Consider the following 24939-nt stretch of genomic DNA (forward strand, 5'->3'; position numbering starts at 1 on the left):
GCGCTTGCAGCGGGCGCAGCCCTATAGGCCGAGCAGCCTCGCGGCATTGTTGAACATGACGTTTTCAAGAACTTCAGGCGTGAAGGGCAAACGCTTGTAAAGGGCGATCTGTTCCTGAAAATCCATAAAGGGCGCCGCGCTGGCAAAAAGCACCTTGTCGCCAATGAGCGTATTGGCCGCCTGGATGTAGCCTTCAGAAAAAGGCTGTTCTTCGTATTCCGCCAGGTCGATGTAGACGTTCTTGTGCCTGTGTACGGTCATGATGACTTCGCTTACCCAGGGGTAGCAGCCGTGGCTGATGACGATCTTGAGCTTGGGAAAGTCCGTGGCCACCCGGTCGATATGGCGGGGATGGGCATCTTCCATCACGGCTCCGCCCACAAGAGTGCCAGGGCCGGTGGTGATGACGATGGGCACATCAAGCTCGCAACACTTTGAATAGATGGGATAGTATTTGGCGTGGCTGGCAGGAATGCGCGCAAGATAGGGGTCAATGGCCGCCCCGCGCATGCCGTGCTGCGTTACCATTGCCGACAGTTCGTCCACTGCGTCCATGCCCTTGTGGGGATCAAGCCCGGCAAAACCGATGAACTTGTCAGGATAAAGACGCATAAGCTCAAGAATGCCGGGGTTGGCAGAGCCAAGGCCATAGGTGGTTTCGGCATCGCGCCCTGTCACCACGCCCTTGACCACGTTCTGCTTTTCCATATCGGCAACAATTGTTTCGATGGGCTCCGGTTTGGCGCGGTCGGCATACTTGAACAGCTCGAACATGCCCCCGAAAACCTTGTTCGCAAGCATGCCCTTTACAGCGTCAGGCGTACTGGGGCGAAACCGGAAATCTATGATTTTCATGAATAATCCTTTAAAAATTGATGGTGCCCGTGAACTCTTTACTGACTAAAGGCAAGAAGCGTGCCTATTGTGAATTTGAGCGCAATAAATCTGGCTGATTTTCATAGCAAATCACTTTTATATAATCTTTTAATGTTAAATTTAAATTAGTTATATAACAATAAACGCTTTCGTCTTTATCCAAAACTTGGGTCAGACAAGCGAAGAAATACTGCCCTTGTACCAAATCTGGCGAGATTGCCCCAATTATGTGGAAACGAGGATGAAGTTCTATTAATAACATGCTAATATTATTATATAATTTTATCTATAATAGTAATTATTTGTAATGACATTACAATAATTACTACCTTGTTGCTTTTTTGCAACAAGGGTGTTTATCATAAAATTTTTTTAAAATAAGCATGTTATAGCATTTTTTACCTGCAATGTGTGCAAAAAAACACACCCCACAGCAGACAATTGTGTAAAAAAACACAATTGTCTGCTGTGGGGTGAAAATGCGCGATTTTTCAATTTTTGCCAGCGGCACGCGCGCGCCATACGCGGGACTCAGCCTTCAGAATCACAACGCACGGGCAAGCTCGTGCGGCCTATTGAGCCAATTCCCGCAACCGCTCCATGCGTGCTTCGTCAGCTTTCACGTCATCAAGTTCATACCGCCGGCCAAGATAGGAATACTTGGGCTGCCCCATGCGGTGATAGGTCAAAAGCTCATATTCAATATTGGGCCTGCGCGGAATAAACTCGCGGATGGCAAGAATATCATCGTCAGAATCGTTGAAGCCCGGCACAACAGGAGTACGCACCAGTATGGGCAAATAGGGAAAATCTTCACAGATAGCGGTGAAATTTTTAAGAATCAGAGCATTGTCCACGCCTGTAAACTCTTTATGCTTCACCGGGTTAAGACTCTTTATGTCGAAGATAAGCTTGTCGAGGTGCTTGCAAGCTTCATAAAGATGCCCATAGGGATAACACCCGCAGGTTTCTATGGTGGTATTGATATGGTGTCTCTTGCCTTCACGCAGCAGGGCGTGGGCAAACTTATGCTGGGTAAGTGCCTCGCCTCCCGAAAGGGTCATGCCCCCGCCAGAGCGGTGATAGAACACGCCGTCTTCTTCCACCTTGTTCAGCACCTGCTCAACACTCATGCTTTCACCGTAAATGCTCTGCGCGCCTGACGGGCAGGCGTGAACACAGGCCATACACTCCGTGCAGCGGCTGCGGTCATGCAGAATGATGCCCTCCACCAGCCCCAGCGCTCCAGAGGGACAAACCTTGAGGCAGCGCCCGCAAACCTGGGCGGAGAGGCAGCGTGAAGGATTGAAGGCGTGTTCCGGCTTGATGTTTTGTGATTCAGGGTTGCTGCACCAGAGGCAGTGCAAGGGGCAGCCCTTGAGAAACACCAGGGTACGGATACCTTCGCCGTCGTGAACGCTGAACTTCTGTATATTGAAAACAGTGCCTTTAACTTGTGCGTCCGTCATGGGTCATCCTTGTGTTGCGGCCCGGCCGGGCGCGCCTTCGTGTATGAAAAAAGGGGGAAGGGGTGCTCCCCTCCCCCCCGGGTTGGTCGTGTTGCAGCTATGCCCTAGAACTGGGCGTGCTCTGTGCGGTCGATGATGTCATTCTGCAAGTCGCGGGACAGGTCGCAGAAATACGCGCTGTACCCGGCGATGCGCACCAGCAGGCTGCGGTAGTTGTCCGGCTCCTGCTGGGCCTTGACCAGAGTTTCCTTGTTCACGATGTTGAACTGCAAGTGCCACAGCTTGAGGTCGCACCAGGTACGGATGAGGTTGACGATCTTCTGCGTGCCGTCTTCACCAGCCACGCACTTGGGCGACAGCTTGATGTTCAGCAGGCGTGAAGCGCGGTTGGTCATGCCGTAGTTCTTGGAGTGGTAGTTCGAGAGCAGCACCGCGGTGGGGCCGTTTTTGTCCGCGCCGTGAGAGGCCGAAGAACCGTCGGACAGGGCCGTCCAGGCGTGACGGCCATTGGGCGTGGCAGAAACAACCTTGCCAAAAGGCACGTGCGAGGTGATGGGCACATAGCGCACGTCCACATGCACGCCGCGTTCACGCGAGCTCTTGGCGGCTTCAACCTGGGTAACGCGGTCCACGTCCTTGGCTACGCTGTCGGCATAGGCATCGTTGTTGCCGTAGCAGGGGGCGTTGCGCAGCATTTCGCGCACGGCTTCGTGGCCCTTGAAGTCGGCCTTGCAAGCCTCAACAACTTCCTTGAGGGTCAGCTTCTTGTCTTCAAACACCAGTTTTTTGATGGCAGACAGGGAGTCCACCACGGTGCCGTAACCAAGGAATTCAAAGTAGGAGTAATCCACGCCGCCGGGGATCTTTTCAGCGTGCAGGTCCATGAGGTTTTCCATGCACAGGTTGTGCAGCACGGAAGACATCGGAGCCGAGAAGTGCTGGGGACGCAGCTTGTCCACCACATGCTGCTGCTGGAAAGCCTTGCGCAGCAGGTTCAGGTGCTGGGCCTTGTAGGCTTCGTAAAACTCTTCCCAGGTGTTGAACTTGGTGACGTCGCCGGTTTCAAGGCCGATGACTTCATCGCCATAGTGCAGCATGCGGCCATTATAGAGCAGCATTTCCAGCGCCGTGGCAAAGTTCACATACACGCAGCCAGAGGTGTAGGTATCGCGGTTGGGCATGCGCGTTTCAGTGCAGCCCGACACGGCGTAGTCCAGAGCTTCGTTGACCGGGCAGCCCTTGATGGCGTTAAGGAAAACCACTTCTTCGTCATTGATGAGCTTGGGGAAGCCCGAGCCGTCCTTGATGGTCAGAGCCACTTCGCGCAGGAAGCGTTCTGGCGAGCGGGAGTGGATACGCGCGGCCAGGTCGGGGTAGTTCAGGGGGAACTCGCGCTTGGACTCAAGGAAAAGATAGCTGAGGTCGTTGGTGGCGTCTTCGCCTTCGGGAGTCTGGCCGCCGATGGTCACGGCTTCCCAGTGGGCATAACCTTCCTGAAATTCAACGCCCGTGGGGTTGATGTACAGATCGATGAACTGGGCCATATCCACCCACATGCATTCCAGCAGGTCCTTGGCTTCTTCGCGGGTGATGCGCCCTTCATCAAGGTCTTTTTTATACAGGGGGTAGAGGTACTGGTCCATGCGGCCGTTGGAAATAATGGCGCTGGCCTTCTGCTCGATGCGCGAGAACATCTGCACGAACCACTGGCACTGCATGGCTTCACGGAAGGTGCGGGCCGGATGGGCAGGCACATGATCGCAGGTTTCGGCGATCTGCAGAAGCTCGGCCTTGCGCTTGGGATCAGATTCCTTGGCGGCCAGTTCACGGGCGAGGTCGGCGTGGCGCTTGGCCCAGATCATGATGGCGTCGCACACAATAATCATTGCTTCAAGGAAGGGTTTTTTGTCCCAAAGATCCACTGAGTTGTTCAGATCAAGGTTGGCAAGTTTTTCCTTGGCTTCGTTCTGAATGTCGATGAAGCCGCGATTGATAACTTTTTCGTAGTCCGGCACCCACTGAAGGGCCGAGCGGTATGAAGAGGTTTCGCTGACCACGAACTTGGACTTGAGGCCGCGTTCGTCGTGATAGGTCACGCCACGGATGTCTTCGGGCAGCGCCTTGTTAAGGTGCTCATGGTAGGTCTTGCCTTCCCAGTAGGGGGCGATTTCTTCCATAACAACCTTGATGTCTTCCTGCGAAATCTGGAAGGGGCTCTTGTCGCGATTGGCGAGGTCAGCCAGCACTTCGCGGTAAAAGTCACCGTCAATTTCAGGGTAGAGGATGCCGTAGCGGCCAAGCATGCCCACGCGGCCAGCCAGCAGCTGGTTGGGCGTGATCCAGACCGTGATTTTTTCGGCCACGTTCTTCAGCGCCTTGGCCCAGCGCAGGGTCAGCAGTTCGCCCTCGGTTTCGCGCATGGATTCGGTGAAATACTTGGCGCGTTCCACGTCCACATTCGGCAGGGTGAACTGATTGCTCTCCAGAATACTGTAGACGCGTTCACGCCCCTGACGATTGACGCTCTTGTTGACAACGCGCTCTTCCTGGGGGGACATGCAGCAACCGCACTGGCTCATAATAAAACTCCTGAATGGGTGTTATGTTCTTTATTTGGGTGATTGTGATATTCATCCCAATATCCCCTCTTGAGCATCATTCATGCCATTTGCGTAACACTATTTTATATTTGGATATTTTTTAAATTATGCGTAATGCCAACAAATATGCCAAGGCTGCGATTGTTGCAAAAAAACAACAATAGTATCCACAATTATGCAAAATCATTGAATAAAATTATTTAGTGTTTTTTTGCAACGGTGTAAAAAAACACTTTTTCACAATCTCTCCTGAATAAAGCCCAATTTTTGAAAGCAGCCGCTCTTCTTCAGGTCATCAAGCCCTTGAAGCACTCTGTCCTATGGGCAGCAAAACAAGCTGTAAAATTCTGCGAAAAACAGGCTCTGTGAGCGCATAGGCCAGTCAGGCAAAGACGCCTGCCAATGCGGCACAGCGCTGACTCAGCCCCCTTGCGGTGTTTCTGCTTGCAGCGCATTTGGCTCGCAACGGATGGCTCTTGCAGTGCTTCTGGCTGCGGCATACGGCCCCCCCGGCGTTGTCTTGCCTGAGCCAGCCTGCGCGCGGCAGCGTAGCACGCGCCGCTCATCCGGTCACTGGCGAACCAGCTCAGACCGTGCACTTCAATACAGCGCAACACGCCGCCGTGACGTGACCAGAAAAACATGGATATTGCTTGAAAGAATATGCTGGCGAGATAAGGAGGGCTATGGCGCGGCGCAGGGCATAGCCGCTGTAACTAGCTGCTTGCCCTGAAAAAAATTTAACCCCGACCGGAGTGGGCCGGTCGGGGTTAGCAAGGAGGCTCACGGGGATGAGCATGGGCGTCAGGCGGGCGTTCTGGGTGCGCCCGCCTGACGCTTCGGGGTTGTCACAGGAGGAGGGTGTGGACAATCCAATCTGCGGTCAGCCCCTGCCTGGAAGGCTGGCCGACTAAACCATTAGCGGGAGCATTATACTAATGGCAAGAGGCGTGCCAGGCATGAGATATTCTCATATCATGCTGCTTTAATAGATTAAATAAAAACAAATCCCCATGAGCCATTCAACGATTGTGCTACAATTTTACTCATTCATATCCAGACGGTGCGTAATAATTACTCACACTATTCCTCGTCTGTCCAAATCCCGGCCAATCTTGCATATGCGCCGGGCGGCACGCGCGGCAAACAGCTAGCCGAGAACAGGCAGGCGCAATACCAGCCAGACCACAAAAGGGGCCAGCGCGGCAGTGATGATGCCAGCCAGAATAAGCGCCAGACCAGCCATAGCCCCCTGTTCCTCACCTTCCTGAAGGGCCGCAGCGGTTCCCTGAGCGTGAGACACTGTGCCCAGGGCCAGTCCTCTGGCAAAAGGGTCAGCCACATGTGCAAGGTTCAGAGTCCAGCCGCCTATAAGGGAACCAAGCGTACCAGTGGCTACCACAAAGGCAGCCGCCAGCGACGGTATGCCGCCATACATGCCTGCGATTTCAATGGCAAAGGGGATGGAGACGCTCTTGGGCATGATGGATATGACAACTTCCTGCGGCAAGCCGCCAACTCTCGCCATCAGCCCCGTGGAAAACATAGCCACAAAGGCTCCGGCGCACACGCTGCCCATAATGGCAAGTGCGTAGCGCAAAAGCACAAGGCGGTAGCGGTACAAAGGTAATGCCAGAGCAACCGTGGCAGGGCCAATGAAGGAAGTCATAATCTTTGAAGCAGGCTCGTACACGGCGTAGGGAATATCAAAGCCCACCAGCACAATAATGACCGCAGCGGCTCCAAGAGCCACGATATTCAACAAAGGATGCTTGTAGCGCAGATACAGCGCACGCACCGCCATATATGCCAACAGCGTGCCCAGAATGCACAGCACTGTGCTTATGCTTACATAGGATTGCATGATTCGCCCTCCCGCCTGCGCGCCCTACAGCGTAAGGCACGACCTAACAGCCCCACGGTGAGCAAGGGCAAAACAGCGCCCACAACTATGGCTACCAGCAATATCCAGCCGTAGTCATAAAAAACGCCGCCCCACTGCATGAGGCCAACAGCAACAGGCACAAAGAAAAACACCATATGCTTGAGCAAAAAGTTGGCCGCTGTGCTTATGTGGTCTTCCTTGACGATTCCGGTGAGCAAGAGAAGAAAAAGCACCACAATGCCAAGCACATTACCGGGCATTGGCAGCCCGGTGGCGCGTACCACCCAGTCCGAGCCCCAGAACAGACCCGCCAGAATAGCCATCTGCCATAAAAACTTCCATGCCTCTTTCATTTCCAAATACCGCCAGTGTTGGGCCTTTGCGCGGCAACCGCGCCATAATTTGATGGCAATCCGGCACATCCGGCAAAATTGTGAACTGTGCCTCCACAGAAAAACGCGGCCTTGCCCTACGGCAAAATTCCCGGCTCTCGCAACGGATCCCACTCTCCGCTGTTATTGGGCACTTTCCGGTTCAGAAACCTTGCTGACAGTCTGTAAAAACAGCCAGTTGCCACTTACCATTGCAAACAGGTTATACAATGGCTATATTCATGACAAATGAATATAAATAACAAAGAACATCAAAATTGGTGAATATATGGAATTGACGGACCTGCGCACTCTTGTCAGCGTTATGGAAACGGGCAGCATTACAGCCGCCGCCAAGGAGCTGAACCGCGTTCCCTCGGGCGTGACCACGCGTATTCTTCAGCTGGAAGAATCGCTGGGGGTAAAGCTTTTTCTGCGTGAGAAAAAACGCCTCCATCCCACGGACAAGGCGCAAACCCTGTACGATTATGCCCTCAAGATTCTTGCAATGGTGGACGAAGCCGAAAATCGCGTCCAAAGCATGGCTCCGGGCGGCAAATTTCGCATCGGCGCGCTGGAAAGCGCGGCGGCTGTGCGGCTGCCCGAAGTTCTGGCACGCCTGCACGCGGGGTATCCGCAAATATCGCTGGAACTCTCCATCGGCACCAGCCGTTCGCTGTATGAGGACATTCTGCAAAACAGGCTGGACGCGGCCTTTGTTGTGGATATGCCGCAAGACGAAAGACTGGCGCGTATGGACGCATTTTCTGAAGAACTGGTGGTTATCGCACCGGAAGGACACGACGCCATCCATTATCCCGACGACATCGGCCGCAAGACGGTGCTGGCCTTTCAGGGCGGCTGCGCCTACCGCGACCGTCTTGTCAGCTGGTTTAGGGCATTCGGGCGGGAGCCGGAACGCATAGCGGAACTGGCTTCCTACCACGCCATTGTGGGTGGCGTTATTGCAGGTATGGGCGTGGGCGTGGTGCCGGAATCGGTGCTGCACCTTTGCCGCTCGGACGGAACACTTTCCGTGCATCCGCTGGAGCATCCGCTGTGCAAGGCCACCACAGAGCTGGTCTGGCGCAAGAGCATGCTTTCCGCCAACATGACGGCCCTGCACCAGTGCCTGCACAGGCAGGAAGCGCAAAACACCCGGGAGTAAGTCAACGGCTGCACGATTTGCAGGGAGGCTGGCCGCAATTTTTGCAAAGAATATCCGCGGTACACGCTCACAGAACGCCCGCCGGGTAACAATATATGCCAGAGGCTACAAAAAGCCGCCGCAACAGTTGCCCAGCCGTAGGTGTGGCGACACATATATTCAGGCACATATGTGCAGGCAGAAATATGCAGACAAAAGCGGGACGCTCATCCAGTGGAGGAGCGTCCCGCTTTTAATGTTTGTATCGTACCTGCGTAATTTTTACTCACCAACTGACGGCCTTTTATTCCGCGTCATTCCAGCCGTGGTATTTCACTGTGGAGGGTTTGTGCCCCGCAAAGAATTTAACGTAAAAATGTCTGGCTGCTCTTTCTAAGGAAGCACTGATTAACGAGCCGGAAACGCGCAGGTCTTTCGTTTGGCAAGGCGCGATCTTTTTTTGAAGCAGGAGTGGACTCTTCCATCCCCGACTGTTTCAAAAAAAGTGAAGCAACGCAGCCAAACGGAATAAATCAGCGTTTTCTTAGACCAATCGCTATCCCTGCAAACCCTGATGCATGGCTTCACGTACGGCCCGCACGCTGGCCGCCACGTCAGGCGCGCCCACCAGTTCGGATACAAGGCAGCAGCAACGTGCCCCATGCCGGGCCACGTCAGCGATATTGTGGGCCTTGATGCCCCCAATAGCCACAAAGGGCAGATCAATATTGGCAGCAACCCAGTCCAGATAGGCAAAGCCCACTGGAGCCACCACATCTTCCTTGGTCTGCGTGGCGAAAATCGGCCCCACGCCCAGATAGTCGGCGCCAAGTCCTCTGGCTGCCAGGGCCTGCTGCGGCTCATGCGTGGAAAGGCCGATAATCATGTCCGGCCCTACCAGTTTACGCACTTCCGGCACGGGCAGGTCTTCCTGACCAACATGCACGCCGTCGGCTTCAACCAGCATGGCTATATCCACATGGTCGTTGACGATGAAGCAGGCTCCGGCTTCACTGGTCATGCGGCGCAACAGGCGGCATTCTTCAAGCATTTCGCCACCCTTGAGGTTCTTTTCGCGGTACTGCAAAATGCGCACGCCCGCGCCCAACAGGGCCGAGGCTACTTCTTCAAGTGAGCGTCCCAAAGACAGGCGCGAGTCCGTGATGGCGTAAATATCTGCTTCACCAGGAAGAATTTTGGGCATTATCAGTTCCTCATTTTTTTATGGCTGCGGCAATACGGCGTATGCAGCTCTGCACAAAGCGTGCGGGATGAAAGGAAGTATGGGCAAGCTGTTGTGGCAGCTCAAAGCCGCGAGCATCAAAATTTTCTGGCCGCAGCAGGGGAAAAGCCGTTTCCGTGCCGGATGCCGCGCTGCCCGGCGCTTTACGGCGCATCAGGGCCGCCCCAAGAGGCACAGCCTCGGGCGCAAGACCAAACACCGCGTACAGGGCTTCGTCCAGAGCAACAGCCGAGGCGCTGGCTCCCATCAGCTTGAGCACAAAAGGCTTGCCCCCTGACGGCCCGGTGACGTGCATGGCCACACCGCCGTCGGCAAGGGCCGCCACTGGCGGCAAGGTGGCCCACAAGGCAGCCAGACAGTCAGCAAAATATTCCGGGTCGCGCCCCTCGCGGGCGTGGGCCACGGCCTTGTGCAAACCGCTCACGCAGCCAAAACAATTTTTTACTGCCAAGGTGAGCAACATCTGCCCGTGCGCCTTGACCCGTGGCAGAGAAAGAATGAAATCGCATTCCCGCACGGCGCTTGCCACATGAAAACGCGGCCCGCCCTTGCCTGAAAGCGCTGACCGAGCGCCTGACAGCAACGGCAACGTTACGGGTACGGGTTTATCCAGCTGGCGCACGGCAAGCCCCAAAGGCCGCAAGGCGCTCTCAAGCCCGATGGCACGCGCCACAGACTCGGCCCGGCCAAAACCGGGAGAATCCGCCACGGCCATCTGCGCACCGTGGTCACGCAGCCAGCGGCAGGCGGCCACAACCACCCCCGGCGAGGTGCACGCCAGCGACTTGCCCATAAGCAGGTTGGGCTTCACAAGCACCTTGGCCCCCACTTTGAGGGAACAGGATTGAGCAATCTGAGCGGCGTCCAGCACGTCCCCCACCAGTTGGTCAAGGGATTTGCGGTCGTAACCTTCACAACGGGCAAGAGCCACGGGCACGGCATGGGCGGAGACGGGTTGTTTTTCCATTGGCCGAATATGCCGTTGAGCGGTCGCCTTGTCCAGCCCCGGTTGCGCCAGAAAGCCTGCGCGGCGGCAGGCAGGAATGGACATGCCGTGTCCTACCGGAGTCACGGCCCCCAGCCTGCGCTCTTTTCAAAGCTCAGCTCTTGGCGTATGGATTCAGAACGGCGTAATGGCAATGATGTCACGCCGTTTTTCATGCGCCCTGCGGGAAAATTCCCCTTTCGGGCAGTGACGAAAAACTCCTGCAGATCCCCTTGAGGTTGTTCATGCATTCCATATCCCGTTTTCTTGCTTTCTTTCTGCTGATCCTGTGCTGTTTCATGACGGAGCAGCGGGCCATGGCCGCTGAAGCCGCTGCGCCGCAGGAAGCAACTGCTGTTGAAAAGCCCCGGCAAGGCGACGCCGCTCCCGCCAGCGACAGCCCTGCCCGCACTGCGGACACCGCAGCAGCGGCTCCTGTTCAGCCGGAGCCTCCGGTTGGACGGCCCGTCTCCCCTGAAAGCGTGCCTGCCGCCGCTCAGCCCCAGCCTGTAGCGCCTGCGGCAGAGTCCGGCGCGAACACGCAGCAGCCGGAAAAGGCTGACAAGCAGGAGAAAAAAGAAGCTCCCAAGCCCAAGGCCGAAAAAAAAGCAGCGGCCAAGCCCAAGGCTGAAAAAAAGGACACCGCAGCGCCCAAGGCTGATAAAAGCGAAGGCCGCGCTGCCGATGCAGACAAAAAAGACGCCCAGGAAGGCGAAGACGCCGCGCAGGAAGAAGATAAGTCCGGCGTGCTGCACGACCCCTGGTCAATGGTCTGGAGCAACCAGCACAACATGCTGGATGAGGTCAACGCCAAGGCGCTGGCCATGAGCGACACCTTTGGCGACCGCGCCTTCAACGTAAGCGAAAAAGTGCAGCCCTTTATTGAGGAAGCACGCCGTCTGCTTGTGTTGAGCAATACCTATAAAAACTGGCCCAATGCAATGGAGGCCGTGAGCCGCCGCCTTACGGTGACCATTGCGGAAGTGAACAAGATTCTCGCGCCTATGACGGTAGCGCGTGTTGAATCGCAAGCCTTGCTTGAACGCATCAGCTATCTGGCCGACAGCCTGCCTGAAGACCTGCACGACGAACGCCTCAGCCCAGAGATGCAGGAATACATCCGTTCTCTGGCTATGACCCGCCTGCGTCTTACGGCGGTGCTTGCGCAGTACGACACGGCCCTTGCCCCTTCACTGGCGCTGCTCAACCGTCTTGAAAAAACGCGCGAGGAAATCGCCTCGCAACTGCCCGCCCTGTGGAAGGACTATTACCTGCAAAAGCCGGTGCCCTGGCTCAGCCCCACCGCCTGGACAGATTTTTCCAAGCAGATGACCTATTCCTTACAGGGTATGCTGCTGCGCATCCCCGTCGAAGTTCCCATTACGCTGGAAACCTGGGGCACGGCCATTCTGCGTTTCTTCGTCTGCCTGCTGTTTACGGGCGTCATCACGGTGATGCTGTCACGGCGCTGGCTGAACGAAAAATCCAGCCCAACGGTAAAACACATCTTCCATGTGACCCTGCCCTGGCTTTGCGTGGGACTGGCGCTTCTTGGCAGTTCCTTGTCAGCCTCGGGCGAGTTCTTCCGGCTATTTCTGGCTTTCGGCAACCTGAGCCTTATTGTGGCCCAGATATACCTGGCCTGGGACTTGCGGCAGCTCAAATATCCTGAAGTGCAGATCGAGCGGTCGCCATTGTGGCACCTTATTCCGCTGACGCTGTGCGCCTATGTGCTGCTCTATCTGCCGCTGGTCAAACCGCTGGTGCTCATCATCTGGATGGCCCTGCTTATTGCGGACATCATCCGCATGCGCCGCCGCAAGGAACAAGACCTCGGCCCCCTGCACGCGGAAACCTCGGTGCTGGAAAGCGAACCCGTGGTGCTGTGGATATGCCTCATCATGAGCATCTTCGGCCTGCATCTGTACAGTATGGTGCTCTACCTCTGCTTTGTGTCCTGCTCCATCGCCTTGCAACTTTCGCTGGGCGGCATGAGCTTTGTGACCACTGTAAGCGAAAAATTGCCCCAGGAAGGCGTGCGCGCGGCACTGGCCCACATGGCCGTGGCCCTGGCCGCTCCTGTTGTGCTGGTGCTGGCCTTTGTGGGCGTTACACTGTGGGTAAGCACGCTGCCCGGCGGCCTGCCCCTGTTGCAGTACTACATACTGCGGGGCGTCAACGTAGGTACAACGCAGTTCAACATACTGCATCTGCTTATGATCGTCAGCGCCTTCTATATCACGCGCACAGCCGTGGGCATGGGTTCCCGCTTTCTGGGCCGCCTGCCCAAGCAGGGGCTGCAAATAGACTCCACCCTCATTCCCCCGATGCAGACGGCCTTTTCCTACGCCCTGTGGTGCTGCTTTGGCCTTTTTGTGCTCAAGGCGCTGGGTATGGAACTGAGCAATCTGGCTATGGTGGCTGGTGGTCTTTCCGTGGGTATCGGTTTTGGCATGCAGACCATCGTGAACAACTTCCTTTCCGGCCTCATCCTTATTTTCAGCCGCACGCTTCAGGCTGGCGACGTGGTTGAGGTGGGCGGTACCCAGGGGCGGGTACGCAAAATCAGCGTGCGCGCTACAATGGTGGAAACATTTGATAATGCTCTCATTATTGTTCCTAACTCTGAGTTTGTGGCCAGCCGCCTGATTAACTGGACACGCAACAGCCGCACGGTGCGCAAGGAAATCAAGATAGGCGTTGCCTACGGCAGCGACACGGCCACTGTCATGCGCGTCTTGCTGGCCACGGCCAATGCCAACAGCAACGTACTCAAATATCCCCCGCCAACCGTTGCTTTTGCGGATTTTGGGGCCAGCACCCTTGATTTCAGCCTGCGCTTCTGGGTGCGGGACTACGACGTGGGCACCTCCACCGCCTCTGATATCCGTGTTGAAATCGAGAAAGAGTTTCGCAATCAGCGTATTGAAGTGGCCTTTCCGCAACTGGATATCCACATCAAGGATATTCCGCCCCGCGTGAAAAGCGCGCGTCCGCCGTCGGAAGAGCGCGCCGTCAAAAAGCCGACCCGGCGTCCCCGGCGCAGACCCCTTGCCCATGGGGCAGCGGGAACCGCTCTTGCCGTGCCTGCGCCCGCCACGGCTGATGACGATGAAGACGAAGCATAGGCAAGCAGAACGCGCCCGGCCCGGCACTGCACAGGGCCAAAGCGCTCCACGGCTGCAGCTCCCCCAGGATCGCAGTCAAACACAAGGTACAAGGAGAGCATATGATCTATCGCGCCGACGCACTGGACGGATTTGAAAAAGAAATGTTTGGTGGCCCCGGAGCTGCCAAGTTCACCAAAATTGTCAATGAAGACGGTCTTGCCGATAAGGGCCGCCTGTTCAGCCATGTGCATCTCAAGCCCGGCTGCGCCGTTGGCAGCCACAAGCACAGTGGCGAAATGGAAATCTACTATGTTCTCAAGGGTCAGGGCACCTATAACGACAACGGCACAGACATGCAGGTCAAAGCTGGCGACGTGACTGTCTGTAACGACGGTGAAGTGCACGGCATACTCAACAGCGGCACTGATGATATGGAAATGATCGCCCTTATTCTGTTTACGAAATAGCATCGGCCTGCGCAGATTTGCGCAACAAGCCAAATGCTCCTTTAGAGCAGGATGCAAAAAACACTGGGGATACCGTACAGTATCCCCAGTGTTTTTTTGTTTTCTATTTGTGACAACCCGAAATCAGAGCATTTTATCTTTGAAAAAGCTTACATGCTCTGCGCTGCACAAGCGTGCAGTGCGCCACAATGCGGTTTGGGTTCTGCAGAAAATCGCATCTTCCGGCAGAATGACAACTTTGAAACGTACTGCATTTCAAGGTCGCTCTGCTCTAGAATAGATTATCCTACGGGCTGAGCTGCCTAATACTGAATATAGGCAACGTGGGTTTGCAGGTATTCCATAAGACCGTGCTTGCCGTCGGCTCCGCCAATGCCAGACTTGCGCCAGCCAGCGTGGAAGCCCTGCATGGCCTCAAAGTTTTCGCGGTTTACATAGGTTTCGCCAAACTTCAGCTTGTTCACCGCCTCAAGGGCGCTGCTGATATTGCGCGTGTATATGGAAGATGTCAGGCCGTATTCGCAGTCATTGGACAAGGCAATGGCCTCATCCAGATCGCGGAAGGTCAGCATGGGCAGCACCGGGCCGAACACTTCCTTACGCACGATTTCCATATTCTGATGGCAGTTGCGCAACAGGGTCGGCGTGTAAAAATAGCCGTTGCCCCGTGGAGCACGCGCGCCGCCGGTGACTGTTTCTGCCCCGTCAGCCTGGGCACGGGCCACCATGCCTTCAATTTTAGCAAGATGTTCCGCGCTGATCTGGCTGCACATATCCGGCGCAGGATCGTCAAAGGGATTGCCAAGACGCACATTATTGAATGCCACCGCCAGTTTTTCGGCAAACTGGTCGGCAATGCTTTCATGCACATAAAGGCGTTCGGCGCAGTTGCACACCTGACCGCTGAAGATGGTACGCGAGGCAGTGATGGCCTTGACGGCCAGGTCCTGATCCGCATCCAGGCACACAATGGCCGGAGCCTTGCCGCCCAGTTCCAGCGAAACCTTGGTAACGTTTTCAACGCTGGCAGCAATAATGCGCTGCCCGGCTTCGACGCTGCCCGTAAGGGAAACCATGTCTGCCTGCGGGCTGGAGGCAAGAGCCTCGCCCATGCTGCTGCCGCCGCCAGTGATGATATTAAGCACGCCAGCTGGCAGGTCCACTTCTTCGGCCACCAGCCGCGCAAATTCCATCGTGGTGGCCGGGGCCACACTGCTGGGTTTGATGACGGCGGTGCAGCCCACCAGCAGTGATGGGGCAACCTTGCGGGCCATGACGAAGAAGGGGAAGTTCCAGGGGCAGATGCCCACGACCACGCCGATGGGCTGCCGATACAGCAGGATATTTTCGCGCGGGCGGTCACTTTGGATGATCTCGCCTTCATAAATGCGCGCCCAGCCAGCGTAGTAGTCAAAATAGTCTGCCGTAAAATCCACTTCAACCTGGGCAAGGGGGTGGGTTTTGGCTTGTTCATCGGCCAGAATGCGGCCCAGTACCAAACGATTTTTACGAATGACCGCCGCGAACTTTTTCAGATATTCCGCACGCGCCGCCGACGTCAGGGCGGCCCAGCCGCTCTGCGCCCTGTGGGCCGCTTCCAGAGCCGCCATTGCATCTTCACGCCCGCCATTGGGCGTATGGGCCATTATTTTTCCGGTCGAGGGGTTTTCAACTTCAATCATTGAATCCGAGAGACCGGGTACCAGCTTACCGTTGATGAACTGCAAATATGTACGCATGTTCTCTCCTTGGTTTGCATCAACTTAGCCATAAAAAAGAGTTAAGGTAAAGCCGCCCGGAAATGCCGCAGTGACGCGCCCTGGCGTCCCACGCATTGAACCTTGCCGTAATACTTGCCGTTCTCAATACCAGTCAACGCAAGCCTTAAACCCAACTCCCCCCACACACAGGCAAACTGCGCTTGCCCGCCATTTCCTGTAATCCCCAGTAGTGACATTCTGTAATCCGTCACCACAGAAAGGAGAGCTGCGGTGTGCAAGCCAAGCTTTTTATTATTTTTTATCATCAAAAATTAGTTAGTTAGCCCTGATAATGACAGCAGGAGAAATCTTTCTTCAGGAGAGTTATTGACATATGCCATAAAATGGCCATATTTTATTTATGACATATGTCAATAAATGTATGCGCCACTGTGGCGTATACCCACCAACTAAATTGAGGAGATTTACTATGTATGATAGCAATTCTACAGGCCGCAGAAGCGCAGGCCAGCATTCAGGACACGGCTTTGGCAGATGCGGCAGAAGGGCCACCACAGACGCCATGGCCCCCGAAGGAATGTCGTATGGCGGGATGTGCGAGGAAGACATGCGTCAGGGCGGAATGCAGCAGAACGGCATGGGGCAAAATGGCATGCGCATGCGCCACGGAAGACGACACGGCGCTTGCCAGGGCATGTGCCAGGGCAACCAGAACGAAGGGCGTGCCCCTGCCCAAGGCTGTCGTCAGGCGCATGGCCGCGGACACGGACACGGTATGTGCCGTGACCGGAATATGGATTCCGCTCCTGCCTGCCCAACTGTCTGCCCCACAAGCGACGACGCCAACTAGCCGTTTTTGCTTTGAAAAAGGTTAATCTGGTCTAGAACAGATTAACCTTGAAAATGTGTATTTTCAAAGTTTAATACAAACTAGTTACGGCGCTTAATCGCACAAATAAATAGCCGTAAGTCTTCATCCGTAGCTTCGCGGCAGCCGTCGCCCCAAGAGCTTACGGATGGCGACAGCGATTGCATGGAAAAAACAGGGTTGTTACACATGCTGTCTTTAGGCGTAGTTTCCTTCGTCACAACGCTTAAAGCCTGCATAGCAACGACTGAAGCTGCGCTTGCGCCTCAACGGCGGGCGTTTGCTCACGCAGCCACCTGAGCATTTCAAAACAGAGCAGATAAACAGTTGCACTATGAGTCAGTTTGCGAGCCAGCGCGCCTTTGCCGCCGATCCGTATCTTCTGATGCCATAAGGCCGCTCCCTGCCGGGACGGCTTCACGTTTTACCAAGAGAAGCTCATGCCAAGACCCAAAAAATGGCGCAGAGTCTGCTGCATGCCCCAGAGCACCTGTTTCGGTCCAGTGGCCGGAACCGACGCCACTGTGGCTGAAACCGACGGCACTATGTCTACGGAGGAAACACAGGGGCGTGGCCGTGGAATGCGTCGCGGCATGCACGGTTCAGGGCACGGCGGGCGCAGAGGCCATGCCGGGCACGGCATGCACGGCGAAGCAGTCATTATGACCGTTGACCAGTACGAAACCGTGCGCCTTATTGATCTGGAAGGACTGACGCAGGAAGCTTGCGCTGAAAAAATGCAGATCGCGCGAACCACCGTGCAGAGCATCTATGCTGAGGCACGAAAAAAGCTGGCTGACGCGCTGGTGAACAGCAAGATGCTGCGCATTGAAGGCGGAGAATACAAACTCTGCGAGGATGCGGACGAACCGTGCGGGCATGGCGGTTGCCGCCACCACCACAGGCAAGGCTTCTAGAGCTTGCTGCACAGCCATTGAGCAACCGCTTACGGCTACACTTTAAACACATACATGCGTAAAAGTAAGTACCATCTTTTTTAAACGTATATAGGCGCTTGCCCTCGGATAGAAAACACGCCGTTCAGCGATCCGAAAAACCGCGCAAACGCGCACGGCCCTGGGGCATATGGGCGGGTGCATATGTCTTGTGCACTCCTTGCGTTCACCGCTGCCAATAGGCCATTTCGAACATGCCCAAAGCACCGCAAAGCATCTTGGCTCTGAACAGCCGCCAGCCCATTCAGACAGGGTCAGCTTCCTTGCACACGTCAACCCAAACGCCTCCGGTGATGCGCTCAAGTTCGTCCAGCGCGATTCTTACTGCATTGTTGGGCGCGCCCGCCGCTGGATATACAGGATCAAAACGCCGGAGGCTGGCATCCAGATAGATGCGCACATTGTCGTGTAACGCAAAAGGACACACGCCGCCCATCGGGTGGCCCACCAGCTCCAGCAGATCTTCAGGTTTGATGAAGCGGGGTTTGCAGTTGAAGGTGTCCTTGAATTTGCGGTTGTCCAGCCGGGCCGTACCCATCACCACCAGCACCATAGGGCCGTCTGTTCCCATAACAGAAAGGCTCTTGGCAATACGTCCCGGCTCGCAGCCCACGGCTGCGGCAGCCAGATCCACAGTGGCGCTCGACACCTCGAATTCCATATATGCCTCAGCCAGACCGTGACTCGCCAGCACGGCCTTTACTGCATCCACACGCATGACCCATCCTTGGTTTTACATTTCTCTGCAACATCAAGCTGCGACAGCAAAGCCAGATACAGCGTATGCCAGCCGTTGCGGCAGCATCCTGCTGATTATGGCCTTGCCAATGGGAGCACGTCATGCCACCAATACAAAACGCCGCCCCAGATATTCTCATCCCGGCATGCTTTTCTTATTATATCAAAGAGAAGAAACCTTTATGCTGAGAGTACGGTTTTTGCCGCTCGACCAGGATAAAAGGGAAAATTCCATGCAGAAATAGCAGACAAGGCTTGCGTGACGGCACTGCCTAGCGCCTGAAAACCAGTGCCAGTCCAACCAGTACCAGCACGAAACCCAAAAGCCGCGGCCAGCCAAAGGGCGTCACGGGCAGGCCAAACCAGCCGTAGTTGTCTATAACAGCCGCCATAAGCAGGTTGCCAAAAATCATTGCCAAAGCCGTTGCCAGCACTCCGATACGCGGCACGGCAATGATGGTGTTCAGCACCATAATGGCCCCGAAAATACCGCCAATCCATTGCCATGACGGCGTTTCAGCCACCCGCCAGATCTGCCCGCGCCCAAAAAACAGCGTGGCCAGCCCTAGAAACAATGCCCCGCAGGCAAAAGAAATAAAACTGCTTTCCAGAACGCCCACGGTGCGGCTCAAGGCCGCGTTAATGGGCGACTGCATGGCCGTCAGGCAGCCTGCCAGAATCATGAGAGCAATGTACAGCATAACCCCTCCGGCAAGGTCTGAGGGTAGGAGCGCCCTTAATATAAAGACACTCCGGCGGCGACGAGTGACCGCCGCAAGATATTCGCCGCCGTATGGCTGGTGCAAGATGGTCACCGAAAAGTGGCAGCCGAAAAATGTTTGGCACAAACCGTCCGCGCCGTGCGCATACGTCAGCTCACAGGATGAATATGGATCGAGGTCAAACAGTGGTGGCCCTGCTGCCTTTCACACGTGCAGAACCCGCAGCGCAGAAGACACTTGCAGAAGCCGCCGTGCTAGAGCAGATTAACTTTGAAATTCATTATATTTCAAAGTTGTCATTCTGCCGAAAAATGCGATTTTCGGCAGAATCCACGCCGCGTTGCGGCGCGCTGCACGCTTGTGCAGCGTTAGAGCATTTAAACTTTTTCAAAGTTAAAATGCTCTAAAACCGTCGCGTAAAAACCACCATGCAAAACCCGCAGGCTGCTTATTCGCCGTTACGCAAAAAAGGCGTGAGGGCTACGGCTACAAGCAATCCTTCGGGACTGAGAAAACGGGTAACGGTCTGCCCCCACGGCTCCTGCTTCAGGCGCACCAGCATAGTGTAGCCGTTTTGCTCAAGCACCTGCGTGGCGGATTCAATATCTTCCACATCCAGCTCAAGCCATGCCTGAGGCACAGGCACCTCTTCCGGCCACTGCGCAGTGCCGAAGCAGGAAAGCGCGGCCTTGTCCAGAGGCCAAAGGGCAAAATGCTTCACGCCTTCCACGGCCTGCGTGTGCCAGTAGCCTTCATAACCTTCGGTGTGTTCAAGTGGCAGGCCGAACATGTCCCTGTACAGATGTTCGCTTTCCTGCTGCCTGTTCACCACAGGGCCGAAGCCAGAAACAAAAAGAACTTTTATACCTTGCGGCAGATTGGGCTGCATTGCTGTCTCCAAACCGGGCAAGGTTTCGTGCCGGACACAGGGCTTCAACCCCGGTCCGGCACGGTGCCCTGTTTCTGTTCTTACTCTGCGAAAATGCCCTTGGGCAGCGCGCCGAAAACAGCTTCATAGCGCTGACGGAAGCTCGCCGGGGTAATGACGTGCTCCTGCGTGCCCATTTTTTCCAGGGCAAAGCTGGCGCTGACAGAGCCCAGCTTGGCGGCTTCGGGCATGGCAAGACCATGCACCAGCCCCTTGATGAGGCCAGCCCGGTGGGCGTCGCCCGCTCCGGTGGGGTCCAGCACCTTATCAATGGGCACAGGGGCAATGTGAACGGTTTCGCCCTGGCCGCGTACCTGTGCGCCTTCCGCGCCAAGTGTCGTCACAAGCCAGCTGGTGCGGGCCGCAATTTCGTCTTCGCTCTTGCCCGTGGCCTTGCAGATCATGTTCAGTTCATAGTCGTTGGTGATGCAGGCCAGGGAGCCTTCAATGGCTTCCAGCAGCTCTTCGCTGGTGAGCACGGGCAACTGCTGGCCGGGATCAAAAATATAGGGCACGCCCTTTTCGCGGTACATGCGGGGCAGACGGCGCATGTCTTCCACATTGCCGGGCGACACAATGGCGATGTCCTGCCGGGCATCCATGCCGGGGAAGTCGTACACGGCGGGCAGGGTCATTGCGCCGGGGTAAAACCCGGTGATCTGGTTGCTGTTCAGGTCTGTGGTGATATAGCACAGAGCCGTGAACACATCTTCCGCACGGCGAATGCCGTCCAGGGGCAGACCATGCGAGGCCAGCGTTTGGGCGTAGGACTCAAAATCGCGCCCGGCGGCAGCCACAATTACGGGCTTTTCATCAAGCAGGGCAAGAGTATAGGCGATATTGCCCGCGCAGCCGCCACGCCTTTCGTCCATGCCGTCCACCATAAAGCTGACATTAATCATGTGCAGCTTGTCCATGAGAATATGGTCCTGAAAATTACCGGGAAAGGTCATGATGCGGTCAAAGGCCAGCGAACCGGAAACGTAAATGGCCATAGGGTCCTCGCGTTATATGGTGAACAAATATTTGTTGAAAACTGTCTGGCAGATTCAGACAGGCTCTGCCCGCCTCAAAGACCCGAATCCCGCATTACCGTCATGATTCGGACATGGGCGGCTGGCTGTTTTCCTGAATCCAGTGCAGAAAAGGCCCATGCCCCGCCTCAATGGGCACAGCCACAATGCAGGGCACCTCATAGGGGTGCAGGCGCCTAACCGCCTCTTCAAAGGCAGGCAGGGCCGCGCGGCTAACCTGAGCCAGCAGCAGGCATTCTGCCTCGTCGTGAACTTCGCCGCGCCAACGGTATATGGAGCGCGCCCCGGGCACGATATTTACCCCTGCTGCAAGCCCCTCGCCCACCAGGGCGCGGGCAAGATCAAGGGCAAGCGTTTCATGGGGCGCAGTGACGTAAACGAGAAATGACATGCTGTGCCTCCGCCGTGGGATCTGAGGGCAAGGTTATACCCAAACGCGCAAAAAACAAAGACCGCAACAGGCGGCAAGGCCACAGCACGAACGCGCAGCACTGCTTGTATGCGGCCGGATTCACAATCCGCGCTGTTTTTGCAGGATTATCACGCCACATCCAGCAAGGCGCACATTGATTTTATACACGCAAAGCCACAGAATCAATGACGCACACGCAATGCCAACTACGGATATGGGCACGGCATCAGCCTCACGCACCTTGCGGGCATTTTGCGCCTATGGCATAGGACAGCCATGAAGGCGAAAAATATCCGTCAGGCGAGAGCGCAAAAAATACTTGAGGCATTGCGAACCCGCTATCCTTCTCCCCGCACGCATCTGGATGCGGCAACCGCGTGGCAGTTGCTGGTAGCCACGGTTCTTGCCGCCCAGTGTACGGACGCCAGGGTCAATACCGTGACCCCGGAACTGTTCCGCCGCTGGCCCGGCCCCAGCGACATGACGAAGGCGGCCATTGAAGAAATTGAGGCGATCATCCGCCCCACAGGCTTTTATCACAGCAAGGCAAAAAATCTGCTGGGGGCTGCGATTCGCGTGTGCGAAGTTTACGGCGGTCAGGTGCCAAAAACCCTTGAAGAGCTCATTACCCTGCCCGGTGTGGCGCGCAAGACTGCGAATGTGGTGATGTTCGGGGCCTTCGGCATCAACGAGGGACTTGCTGTAGACACGCACGTCAAGCGTATCAGCTATCGTCTGGGGCTTACTGAAGCAACCGACCCTGTTCCCATTGAGCGCGACCTTATGGAACTTTTTCCGCGTGAGGAATGGGGCGATGTGAACCACCGCATGGTCTGGTTTGGGCGCGAGGTCTGTGAGGCGCGCAAGCCCCTTTGCGGCCAGTGTGAGATGGCAGATTTTTGCCCGAAGCTCGAACCGCCCAAAACGCCCCGACCGCAACGCAGCAAAAAATCAAAGCCTTAAGAAATATGTTTCCCCGTCGATGAGAACTACAGCGCTCTGCCATTCGGCCAGCGCCCCCGTCTCTTTATTCAAGACTCAGCCGTCCACTCGGCTCGGACATACAGGATGGAAGCCATGTCGCAAAACAGCTTGCTCAACGTCAACAACAATGAACTTGAAATCATTGAATTTATTATAGACGAAAAGCAGCCTGACGGCAGCTCCTACAGTGGGCACTACGGCATCAACGTGGCCAAGGTGCTCGAAATCATTCGCCTGCCCAATATCACCAGCGTACCCAGCAAGTGCGACTCGTCGGTGCTGGGCACCTTCAACTTGCGGGGCAAGGTGCTGCCCATCCTCAATCTTGCCACATGGCTTGGCAAAACAATGACCGAAGAATCCAACGCCAAGGTCATTGTAACGGAATTCAGCGGAGTGCAGGCCGCATTTCTTGTTTCGTCCGTCACCAGCATCCACCGCATGACCTGGGACCGCATCGAGCCGCCGAACCAGTATGTGCAGACATACTCGCGCGACAGTATCACCGGGGTTCTGCGCATTCAGAACAGGGTACTCTTTATTCTGGATATGGAAAAAATTCTGGCCAGTCTGGACAGCACGCTGGACATGTCGCAGATCAAGGTGGACACCTCGCCCGTTGAAGGCGCGGCCCAGTTTCACCTGCTTGTGGCAGACGATTCCAATTCGCTGCGGCACATCATCAAGTCTTCGCTGCAAAAGTCCGGCTTTCAGGTCACAGCTGTGGCCAGCGGACGCGAAGCGTGGGAGTTTTTGCAAAAAACCCGTGATGAAGCGCAAAACGAAGGCAAGGAACTTACCGATATTGTGCATCTGGTTATCTCTGACATCGAAATGCCCGAGATGGACGGCCATATGCTCACGGCTAAAATACGCGACACTCCCGGCATGAGCACCCTGCCCATCATCCTTTTCTCTTCGCTCATCACCGAGGCCCTGTACGCCAAAGGCGTCAAGGTGGGGGCAGACAAGCAGGTTTCCAAACCCGACCTCCCCGGCCTGAGCAAAATCATTCGCGAGCTCATCGCGGAAAAGCTGAACAAATAACTGGCAGAAACGAACGGGCGCCCCTTTGAAAGGCCTGAGTTTCACTGCAGAAACTCAGGCTCTTTTCGTATATTTTCGTATGTTTTCGTATGGCTGTCAGTTCCTCTGAGGCGAGCCAGACCAATGACAAGTCCCCCTTCACAGGGGCGAAACCTGCTTTTCTGCATTGTGTTTTAACCGCCGCACAAACTGAAAACCCGCCGTTTGCCTGCCCGGCACCCATATTTTTGGTCTATGCCGTTGGCACATGCCGCCTGAACATCTCTGACACAAGTACCCCGCCAGTGGGGATGGCCTTAAAAACCCTGTATCTTTACGCCCCGTGCTGTCGCTGACTCACTCGTAAAAAGCGCTTCCTCACGCAACCGCTGCACGTCTTTTCGGGGAGATTCGCCGAAAAGGCGCTTATATTCCCGGCTGAACTGACTGAGGCTTTCATAGCCCACCGCCACGCCAGCGCTGCTGGCATCCATATTCTGCATAAGCATAAGGCGTTGTGCCTCATGAAGTCTCAGCCTCTTCTGGAACTGAAGCGGACTGAGCGTCGTTACTTCTTTGAAATGCCTGTGGAACGTGGAAGGAGCCATGTGGACTTTTTCCGCCAGCTCTTCAACCTGCACTGCTGCGGCAAGATTCTGTTTCAACCAGGTTATGGCCTGGGCCACATGATTACCTTGAGAGCCCAGGGTATAAAAAGAGCGCAACCTGTGGCCGCTCTGCCCTGCCAGCAAGAAATAGTGAATCTCACGCACGATCATCGGCCCGAGAACCAGTAGCTTTTCCGGGCAATCAAAAAGCTTTGCCAATCGTACGTAAGCGTCCAGAAGATCGGTGTCGAGTTGCTGAACGTGTATGCCCTTGACCACGGAAGCCGCCTCTGCCGGCTTGTGGGGCATTTCCAGCGCCAGCTGCGCAATCAGGCTTTTGTCCAGATCAATGGCGATGGAAAGGCTGGGAACGTCCGGCGAGGCTTCACAAATCATACTCGCGCCCGGCATATCAACGCCTGTCACCAGAATGTCGTCTTCACCATACCGGTATTCATCCTTGCCCATAAATGCCCGTTTACACCCCTGCGCCATTTTGACGATCACCGGTTGATAAAAGCATGTTTGCGGTTCTGTGGTTTTGTCGCGCCGGTACATACGCACCCCGGCAAGACCGGTTTCATAAACACCGGGTCTGGGCATGCGCTCAAGAACGCTACGCTTGAGAAAGGCTTTTGCCCTGTCAATATCCACCCACATATCGTTCGCCATATGCCCTCCTTCACCACCTTGCATATTCTCAGACACCACTAGCATGAAGCTGCCCAATTGACATATCCATGAGAGTATTAGGCAAACAATAGGCAGAAATGTGCCTTCAGACAACTC

23 protein-coding genes are annotated in these 24939 nt (G+C 55.6%); 9 read left to right on the top strand and 14 right to left on the bottom strand.

Annotated features, from left to right (window positions below):
- Positions 1 to 21: 21 nt before the first annotated feature.
- From HNQ38_RS07715 to HNQ38_RS07735, 5 genes are all read right to left on the bottom strand, one after another.
- Entirely contained in the window at positions 22 to 855 is an 834-nt protein-coding gene (locus HNQ38_RS07715; protein ID WP_183719096.1) for an amidohydrolase family protein, read from the bottom strand.
- Between the two features lie 593 nt (positions 856 to 1448).
- Complete coding sequence (hpsH, locus tag HNQ38_RS07720; RefSeq protein ID WP_183719097.1) at positions 1449 to 2345, bottom strand: (2S)-3-sulfopropanediol dehydratase activating enzyme; 897 nt, start codon at positions 2343 to 2345, stop codon at positions 1449 to 1451.
- Between the two features lie 104 nt (positions 2346 to 2449).
- Positions 2450 to 4924, bottom strand: coding sequence for a (2S)-3-sulfopropanediol dehydratase (hpsG, locus tag HNQ38_RS07725; protein ID WP_183719098.1), 2475 nt, complete (start codon positions 4922 to 4924; stop codon positions 2450 to 2452).
- Between the two features lie 1171 nt (positions 4925 to 6095).
- Positions 6096 to 6809 (bottom strand): LrgB family protein, encoded by a 714-nt coding sequence (locus HNQ38_RS07730; RefSeq protein WP_183719099.1) that lies wholly within the window; start codon positions 6807 to 6809, stop codon positions 6096 to 6098.
- The gene (locus HNQ38_RS07735; RefSeq protein ID WP_183719100.1) at positions 6794 to 7183 is read right to left on the bottom strand and encodes a CidA/LrgA family protein; all 390 of its coding nucleotides are present in this window, start codon (positions 7181 to 7183) and stop codon (positions 6794 to 6796) included. The genes HNQ38_RS07730 and HNQ38_RS07735 overlap by 16 nt, the downstream gene beginning before the upstream one ends.
- A 307-nt stretch (positions 7184 to 7490) precedes the next feature.
- On the opposite strand from HNQ38_RS07735, the gene HNQ38_RS07740 reads away from it, so the two are divergent.
- Positions 7491 to 8369 (top strand): LysR family transcriptional regulator, encoded by an 879-nt coding sequence (locus HNQ38_RS07740; protein ID WP_183719101.1) that lies wholly within the window; start codon positions 7491 to 7493, stop codon positions 8367 to 8369.
- 535 nt (positions 8370 to 8904) lie between these two features.
- Here the strand turns inward: HNQ38_RS07740 and thiE are convergent.
- On the bottom strand, positions 8905 to 9552 hold the full coding sequence (gene thiE / locus HNQ38_RS07745; protein ID WP_183719102.1) for a thiamine phosphate synthase: 648 nt from the start codon (positions 9550 to 9552) through the stop codon (positions 8905 to 8907).
- A 10-nt stretch (positions 9553 to 9562) separates the two neighbouring features.
- Positions 9563 to 10642, bottom strand: a complete 1080-nt coding sequence (locus HNQ38_RS07750; RefSeq protein ID WP_246388046.1) for a DUF362 domain-containing protein — start codon at positions 10640 to 10642, stop codon at positions 9563 to 9565.
- A gap of 179 nt (positions 10643 to 10821) precedes the next feature.
- Here HNQ38_RS07750 and HNQ38_RS07755 point away from each other — a divergent pair, with 179 nt between their 5' ends.
- Positions 10822 to 13704: a mechanosensitive ion channel family protein gene (locus HNQ38_RS07755; RefSeq protein ID WP_183719103.1), complete on the top strand. Its 2883-nt coding sequence runs from the start codon at positions 10822 to 10824 to the stop codon at positions 13702 to 13704.
- 101 nt (positions 13705 to 13805) lie between these two features.
- Entirely contained in the window at positions 13806 to 14153 is a 348-nt protein-coding gene (locus HNQ38_RS07760) for a cupin domain-containing protein (RefSeq protein ID WP_183719104.1), read from the top strand.
- 302 nt (positions 14154 to 14455) lie between these two features.
- Here the strand turns inward: HNQ38_RS07760 and aldA are convergent, their stop codons facing one another.
- Positions 14456 to 15892: an aldehyde dehydrogenase gene (gene aldA / locus HNQ38_RS07765; RefSeq protein ID WP_183719105.1), complete on the bottom strand. Its 1437-nt coding sequence runs from the start codon at positions 15890 to 15892 to the stop codon at positions 14456 to 14458.
- A gap of 451 nt (positions 15893 to 16343) precedes the next feature.
- Here aldA and HNQ38_RS07770 point away from each other — a divergent pair, with 451 nt between their 5' ends.
- Both HNQ38_RS07770 and HNQ38_RS14200 read left to right on the top strand, forming a co-directional pair.
- Positions 16344 to 16724 carry a hypothetical protein gene (locus tag HNQ38_RS07770; RefSeq protein ID WP_183719106.1) on the top strand — a complete coding sequence of 127 codons (381 nt, stop codon included), beginning with the start codon at positions 16344 to 16346 and terminating at the stop codon, positions 16722 to 16724.
- Positions 16725 to 17182: 458 nt separating this feature from the next.
- Positions 17183 to 17659, top strand: coding sequence for a DUF134 domain-containing protein (locus HNQ38_RS14200; protein ID WP_246388047.1), 477 nt, complete (start codon positions 17183 to 17185; stop codon positions 17657 to 17659).
- A gap of 283 nt (positions 17660 to 17942) precedes the next feature.
- On the opposite strand, the gene HNQ38_RS07780 is transcribed toward HNQ38_RS14200, so the two are convergent.
- Positions 17943 to 18416, bottom strand: coding sequence for a YbaK/EbsC family protein (locus HNQ38_RS07780; protein ID WP_183719107.1), 474 nt, complete (start codon positions 18414 to 18416; stop codon positions 17943 to 17945).
- Between HNQ38_RS07780 and HNQ38_RS07785 the strand changes: the two genes are divergently transcribed.
- Entirely contained in the window at positions 18415 to 18681 is a 267-nt protein-coding gene (locus HNQ38_RS07785) for a hypothetical protein (RefSeq protein ID WP_183719108.1), read from the top strand. The two genes, HNQ38_RS07780 and HNQ38_RS07785, sit on opposite strands and share 2 nt — an antisense overlap.
- A gap of 27 nt (positions 18682 to 18708) precedes the next feature.
- Here HNQ38_RS07785 and HNQ38_RS07790 read toward each other — a convergent pair whose 3' ends face one another.
- Entirely contained in the window at positions 18709 to 19137 is a 429-nt protein-coding gene (locus HNQ38_RS07790) for a DMT family transporter (RefSeq protein ID WP_183719109.1), read from the bottom strand.
- A gap of 188 nt (positions 19138 to 19325) precedes the next feature.
- Between HNQ38_RS07790 and HNQ38_RS07795 the strand changes: the two genes are divergently transcribed.
- On the top strand, positions 19326 to 19565 hold the full coding sequence (locus HNQ38_RS07795; RefSeq protein WP_183719111.1) for a hypothetical protein: 240 nt from the start codon (positions 19326 to 19328) through the stop codon (positions 19563 to 19565).
- A 41-nt stretch (positions 19566 to 19606) separates the two neighbouring features.
- Here HNQ38_RS07795 and HNQ38_RS07800 read toward each other — a convergent pair whose 3' ends face one another.
- From HNQ38_RS07800 to cutA, 3 genes are all read right to left on the bottom strand, one after another.
- Positions 19607 to 20047, bottom strand: a complete 441-nt coding sequence (locus HNQ38_RS07800) for a VOC family protein (protein ID WP_183719113.1) — start codon at positions 20045 to 20047, stop codon at positions 19607 to 19609.
- An 80-nt stretch (positions 20048 to 20127) separates the two neighbouring features.
- The gene (locus HNQ38_RS07805) at positions 20128 to 21081 is read right to left on the bottom strand and encodes a carbohydrate kinase family protein (RefSeq protein WP_183719115.1); all 954 of its coding nucleotides are present in this window, start codon (positions 21079 to 21081) and stop codon (positions 20128 to 20130) included.
- Between the two features lie 100 nt (positions 21082 to 21181).
- Positions 21182 to 21511: a divalent-cation tolerance protein CutA gene (cutA, locus tag HNQ38_RS07810; protein WP_183719117.1), complete on the bottom strand. Its 330-nt coding sequence runs from the start codon at positions 21509 to 21511 to the stop codon at positions 21182 to 21184.
- Positions 21512 to 21808: 297 nt separating this feature from the next.
- Between cutA and nth the strand changes: the two genes are divergently transcribed.
- Positions 21809 to 22495 carry an endonuclease III gene (gene nth / locus HNQ38_RS07815; protein ID WP_183719119.1) on the top strand — a complete coding sequence of 229 codons (687 nt, stop codon included), beginning with the start codon at positions 21809 to 21811 and terminating at the stop codon, positions 22493 to 22495.
- 114 nt (positions 22496 to 22609) lie between these two features.
- Positions 22610 to 23563, top strand: a complete 954-nt coding sequence (locus tag HNQ38_RS07820) for a chemotaxis protein (RefSeq protein ID WP_183719121.1) — start codon at positions 22610 to 22612, stop codon at positions 23561 to 23563.
- A gap of 296 nt (positions 23564 to 23859) precedes the next feature.
- Here HNQ38_RS07820 and HNQ38_RS07825 read toward each other — a convergent pair whose 3' ends face one another.
- A complete protein-coding gene (locus tag HNQ38_RS07825) occupies positions 23860 to 24822 on the bottom strand; it encodes an AraC family transcriptional regulator (protein ID WP_183719123.1) in 963 nt (320 codons plus the stop codon).
- Between the last annotated feature and the right edge of the window lie 117 nt (positions 24823 to 24939).

This window comes from Desulfovibrio intestinalis (assembly GCF_014202345.1).
In the GTDB taxonomy this organism is placed as follows: Bacteria; Desulfobacterota; Desulfovibrionia; order Desulfovibrionales; family Desulfovibrionaceae; genus Desulfovibrio; species Desulfovibrio intestinalis.

What these genes read in the sequence shown, in the direction of transcription:
- cutA (WP_183719117.1), bottom strand. Translation starts at nt 21,511, where the DNA reads ATGTCATTTCTCGTTTACGTCACTGCGCCCCATGAAACGCTTGCCCTT.
- HNQ38_RS07785 (WP_183719108.1), top strand. Translation starts at nt 18,415, where the DNA reads ATGACCCATCCTTGGTTTTACATTTCTCTGCAACATCAAGCTGCGACA.
- HNQ38_RS07800 (WP_183719113.1), bottom strand. Translation starts at nt 20,047, where the DNA reads ATGCAGCCCAATCTGCCGCAAGGTATAAAAGTTCTTTTTGTTTCTGGC.
- hpsG (WP_183719098.1), bottom strand. Translation starts at nt 4,924, where the DNA reads ATGAGCCAGTGCGGTTGCTGCATGTCCCCCCAGGAAGAGCGCGTTGTC.
- HNQ38_RS07770 (WP_183719106.1), top strand. Translation starts at nt 16,344, where the DNA reads ATGTATGATAGCAATTCTACAGGCCGCAGAAGCGCAGGCCAGCATTCA.
- HNQ38_RS07755 (WP_183719103.1), top strand. Translation starts at nt 10,822, where the DNA reads ATGCATTCCATATCCCGTTTTCTTGCTTTCTTTCTGCTGATCCTGTGC.
- HNQ38_RS07715 (WP_183719096.1), bottom strand. Translation starts at nt 855, where the DNA reads ATGAAAATCATAGATTTCCGGTTTCGCCCCAGTACGCCTGACGCTGTA.
- HNQ38_RS07730 (WP_183719099.1), bottom strand. Translation starts at nt 6,809, where the DNA reads ATGCAATCCTATGTAAGCATAAGCACAGTGCTGTGCATTCTGGGCACG.
- HNQ38_RS07735 (WP_183719100.1), bottom strand. Translation starts at nt 7,183, where the DNA reads ATGAAAGAGGCATGGAAGTTTTTATGGCAGATGGCTATTCTGGCGGGT.
- nth (WP_183719119.1), top strand. Translation starts at nt 21,809, where the DNA reads ATGAAGGCGAAAAATATCCGTCAGGCGAGAGCGCAAAAAATACTTGAG.
- HNQ38_RS14200 (WP_246388047.1), top strand. Translation starts at nt 17,183, where the DNA reads ATGCCAAGACCCAAAAAATGGCGCAGAGTCTGCTGCATGCCCCAGAGC.
- HNQ38_RS07795 (WP_183719111.1), top strand. Translation starts at nt 19,326, where the DNA reads ATGGATCGAGGTCAAACAGTGGTGGCCCTGCTGCCTTTCACACGTGCA.
- thiE (WP_183719102.1), bottom strand. Translation starts at nt 9,552, where the DNA reads ATGCCCAAAATTCTTCCTGGTGAAGCAGATATTTACGCCATCACGGAC.
- HNQ38_RS07760 (WP_183719104.1), top strand. Translation starts at nt 13,806, where the DNA reads ATGATCTATCGCGCCGACGCACTGGACGGATTTGAAAAAGAAATGTTT.
- HNQ38_RS07805 (WP_183719115.1), bottom strand. Translation starts at nt 21,081, where the DNA reads ATGGCCATTTACGTTTCCGGTTCGCTGGCCTTTGACCGCATCATGACC.
- HNQ38_RS07740 (WP_183719101.1), top strand. Translation starts at nt 7,491, where the DNA reads ATGGAATTGACGGACCTGCGCACTCTTGTCAGCGTTATGGAAACGGGC.
- HNQ38_RS07825 (WP_183719123.1), bottom strand. Translation starts at nt 24,822, where the DNA reads ATGGCGAACGATATGTGGGTGGATATTGACAGGGCAAAAGCCTTTCTC.
- HNQ38_RS07820 (WP_183719121.1), top strand. Translation starts at nt 22,610, where the DNA reads ATGTCGCAAAACAGCTTGCTCAACGTCAACAACAATGAACTTGAAATC.
- aldA (WP_183719105.1), bottom strand. Translation starts at nt 15,892, where the DNA reads ATGCGTACATATTTGCAGTTCATCAACGGTAAGCTGGTACCCGGTCTC.
- HNQ38_RS07790 (WP_183719109.1), bottom strand. Translation starts at nt 19,137, where the DNA reads ATGCTGTACATTGCTCTCATGATTCTGGCAGGCTGCCTGACGGCCATG.
- HNQ38_RS07780 (WP_183719107.1), bottom strand. Translation starts at nt 18,416, where the DNA reads ATGCGTGTGGATGCAGTAAAGGCCGTGCTGGCGAGTCACGGTCTGGCT.
- HNQ38_RS07750 (WP_246388046.1), bottom strand. Translation starts at nt 10,642, where the DNA reads ATGTCCATTCCTGCCTGCCGCCGCGCAGGCTTTCTGGCGCAACCGGGG.
- hpsH (WP_183719097.1), bottom strand. Translation starts at nt 2,345, where the DNA reads ATGACGGACGCACAAGTTAAAGGCACTGTTTTCAATATACAGAAGTTC.